Source organism: Methanobrevibacter sp. V74, from assembly GCF_963082495.1.
In the GTDB taxonomy this organism is placed as follows: Archaea; Methanobacteriota; Methanobacteria; order Methanobacteriales; family Methanobacteriaceae; genus Methanocatella.
Map to the genome: position 1 here is coordinate 1 of NZ_CAUJAN010000012.1, position 3,733 is coordinate 3,733.

Sequence of the window (3,733 nt, forward strand, 5' to 3'; positions counted from 1 at the left end):
TTTTAGGCAATCCGTCTTAATCTAAAACGAAACACAAACTTTGCAAAAATAAGTCATGTGAAATTATATTTATTCGATTTTTTCAAACATGTCAGCAGTTGCACCGCACATAGGGCATTTGTAATCTGCTGGAAGTTCATCAAACTCATCAGTTACAAAACCGCATAATTTACATCTAAATTTTGCCATAATAACAATCTCCTTAAAATTTTTCAATACTAGTAAATATATAATTAGTTATATATAAAACTAATCAATTTTTTCAAACATCGCCTTAGGCATTTTACATTTTGGACATTTAAAAGAAGAGGGCAAATCATCAAATTTAGTTCCGGCAGGAATATTCAATCCTTCTTCAATATCGTCTTCATCAAAAACATAACCGCAAATTTTACATTTATATTTAGCCATAGTATAATCTCCAAACCTTTAGAATCTATTAGGAACTTTTAAGTGATCTGGAAGTGGTTTAATACGAGCAGGTGTTCCAATAGCTAAATAAAATGGTGGAACAGAATGAATTACAATAGCTCCAGCAGCAACAATAGAACCTTCTCCAACTTCAACATTAGATAAAAATGTAGTGTTGCCCCCTATTGAAGCTCCTCGTCTGACTTTAGGTCCTTGAAGTTCATAATTAATCCTTACAGGATATTTATCATTAGTAAAACAAGCACAAGGTCCAATAAACACATTATCTTCAATTATAGAGTTAGTTGGAATATATACATTAGATTGAATGCTGACATCATTTCCAATAATCACATCTCCTTCAATAACAGTATTAGTTCCAATTAAAACATCATCCCCAATATTGGTGTTTTCACGGATAACAACATTATGTCCTGTTCTGAAATTATCTCCAATAATTACATCATTATAAATAATGGAATTTGACCTAATTGTGTAGTTTTTACCAATCACTGGCGGTTTTGAGTTTGGAGAATATTCAACACCAAACTGAATATTTTGATTTTTTGGAAAATCTAACTCTGGTTTTGAGTAATCCCGTTGAATAGATTCTCTTTCTATTTGAGGCCTTTCATAAATAATTTCAGTTGGCTCTTCTCTTGGAGGATGAGTATAGAAATTATCTTGTTCTGGTGTAACCTCACGTTGACGGTAAACTGTTCTAGGTGCTGGCTGAGGTTCTTGAGAGTGCATACGATACTTATCATCATATGGATTTTCTCTATTTTTGGATTGTTTATCATCAAGAGTTTGTGAAAATCTAACCATATTATCAAACCTTCATTTAATCAAATTTAATTTGTTAATGAGATCATATATGTTGTTAATTAGTATATATATTAACTGGTTTGAAGATTCCTATTTTTTTATTGTTATTTTGTTGGTTGTTTTTTGTTTTTGGTATGTTGTTGTTATTTTGTGTTTTCCTGTTTTTAGGTTTGTTATTTTTACTGTTGCATATCCTTTTTTGTTTGTTTTTGCTGTGTATGTTTTTCTTTTGATTTTGAATTTGATTTTTTTGTTTGTTTGTGGTTTTCCTTTTGTGTTTATGAGTTTTGCTGTGAATTTTATTGTTTTTGTTTTCTTTTTTATTATGTTTTTTGTTATTAGGGTTGGTTTTATTTTTATTTGGTTTATTGTTTTATAATTTTTGTATATTGTTGTTATTGTGTATTTTCCAGGTTTTAGAGTTAGTTTTATTGTTGCATATCCGTTTTTGTTTGTTTTTGTTTTTATTGTTTTTTTGTTAATTTTGAATATTATTCTCTCGTCGGCTTTAATTGGTTTGTTATTTTTTCCTATTATCTGGATTTTATAGTTTATTTTCTCTTGGTAGTACATGCTCATGTTTATGTTTTTTGTAAATGGGTTTATGATTTGAATTTTATTGGTTGTTGTGCTTTTGTTGTGTTTTATTGTTCCTTCATATTTTGCTATGATTTCATGTGTTCCTATCTTTTTTAGCTCTATATTAATTACCACAACCCCATTTTCGTTTGTCTGCAAGGTTGTTGTTTTTCCGTTGAATTTTATTTTAATTGTTTCGTTTGGTAATGGCTTGTTGTTGGAATCTGTTAATTTTACTTGATACTGTTGTATGTCATTGTAGTACATTCCTATGTTTGTTCCGGTTAATGTGGTATTAAGTACAATTAAACTATTATTTCCAATCGGATAATTATGGGTTACAATATTTGAATTATCAGAAAAGCTAACTGATGCATCTGAATTACTATTAGCACTAATTAATAAATTATCCCTAATTATATTATTTTTAGAATTTCTTAACAAAATTATTGTATAATTTTGTGTTGTAGTGATATTATTATTAATAATGCTATTTTTTGAAGATGAATATAATGTAATAGAACCGAAAATAATATTAGAAATTAAATTATTATTTCCCAGTTCTTCGTTTATTGTAATATTGCCTTTAATTGTTGAATTTTTAACGAGATTCATAGACCCAAGTAAAAGATTATTCTTTATTATACATTTATTAAGTGTTCCATTACTTAATGTTGCATTTTTATTAATAGTATTGTTATATGCAATACCCTCATAAACATATAATTCATTTACAATATTGTTATATGCGATACCTTGAAGTATTAATTTGTTTGCAGTATTGTTATGTGCAGTTCCAGTTTTATCAACAATAAGATTTCCACCAATTATTTTATTATTATATCCAGTTGAATTTTCATCAATGCATATGGAAGCGGATCTTGTTAAAATATTATTTCTAACAATTCCAGATATTCCTGAATTAATTCCACTATCCCCAATATAATCAACTGTATTATTTTCAATTAAATTATACCATCCAAATACTTTTAAAGGTATGCAAATACCAGATGGTGGATCAGTACCATAAATTCTATTATTTGTAATGTTATTGTAAATGTTAAATTTTATCCCCTCTGGAATAAATACATTATAATGATTTAAATATAGTATATTACCTGCAAATCCAATTCCCCTTATTGTATTATTGTCTATTGTACAATAATTTGCCCATGAAAGAACTAACGAACTAGAACCTCCGTTATTTTGTGTTGAAAAATAACTATTTCTCACTGTGATATAGGTTGAATTTTCACGAATTGCTATAACACCAACACCAGATCCCACTCTTTGATTTTCGACAATGACACTAATATTATTTAGAGTCACATAATTTGTGTTTGCTAACCATAATTGCGTATTATGAAATTTGATTCCAGATACGTTTGTTCCAGAACCCCCATTATGAATAGCAAAACTATTCCCCACATATTCTCCAAAATAATTTCCAGCAGTCGTGTTCATATCAATGTATGCATCATGGGTTGTTGAAATTATATTTATTGGTTTTGTTATATTTATTATAAATGATTCATTTTCATTTGCTATGAATTTTCCCTGAAAGTCTAAGGTTGCTCCAGATGCTACATCCTCTTTTAATAACCCCTTCTCATCAAAGTAATCATGAAAAGTTTGGTTCGTTACGATATTATCTAAATTCTTATTTTTTATATTTTCTTGATTTTTTTCTATTAGTGTTATTTCATTATAATATTCATTTATTTCAATTTTAGGATTTATACAAACACAATTGTTAGTTGTATGGTTATCAGTTGCATAAACAACACTTGTTAATGAAATAATTATTATTAAAAATATACTAATAAAAAATATATTTTTTAATTTCATTATTAAAACCCCTATAATCTAAACTTATAGTAAATGTTTTATATAAATTTGTCTTTAATAATATTCA

General features: G+C 27.4%; 4 protein-coding genes. All 4 read right to left on the reverse strand.

Features of this window, described 5'->3' with window-relative positions; genetic code table 11:
- Nucleotides 1-69 precede the first annotated feature (69 nt).
- The 4 genes from Q9969_RS11550 to Q9969_RS11565 all read right to left on the reverse strand — a co-directional run bounded on the left by Q9969_RS11550 (nucleotide 70) and on the right by Q9969_RS11565 (nucleotide 3,666).
- Nucleotides 70-189, reverse strand: coding sequence for a rubredoxin (locus Q9969_RS11550; RefSeq protein ID WP_305515724.1), 120 nt, complete (start codon nucleotides 187-189; stop codon nucleotides 70-72).
- A gap of 60 nt (nucleotides 190-249) precedes the next feature.
- Nucleotides 250-411 carry a rubredoxin gene (locus tag Q9969_RS11555; protein ID WP_305515726.1) on the reverse strand — a complete coding sequence of 54 codons (162 nt, stop codon included), beginning with the start codon at nucleotides 409-411 and terminating at the stop codon, nucleotides 250-252.
- Between the two features lie 18 nt (nucleotides 412-429).
- A complete protein-coding gene (locus Q9969_RS11560) occupies nucleotides 430-1,017 on the reverse strand; it encodes an acyltransferase (protein WP_305515729.1) in 588 nt (195 codons plus the stop codon).
- Nucleotides 1,018-1,329: 312 nt separating this feature from the next.
- Entirely contained in the window at nucleotides 1,330-3,666 is a 2,337-nt protein-coding gene (locus tag Q9969_RS11565; protein WP_305557897.1) for an Ig-like domain-containing protein, read from the reverse strand.
- Between the last annotated feature and the right edge of the window lie 67 nt (nucleotides 3,667-3,733).

Bases quoted from the DNA above. Each gene is read 5' to 3' on its own strand.
- Q9969_RS11550 (WP_305515724.1), bottom strand. From the start codon at position 189: ATGGCAAAATTTAGATGTAAATTATGCGGTTTTGTAACTGATGAGTTT.
- Q9969_RS11555 (WP_305515726.1), bottom strand. From the start codon at position 411: ATGGCTAAATATAAATGTAAAATTTGCGGTTATGTTTTTGATGAAGAC.
- Q9969_RS11565 (WP_305557897.1), bottom strand. From the start codon at position 3,666: ATGAAATTAAAAAATATATTTTTTATTAGTATATTTTTAATAATAATT.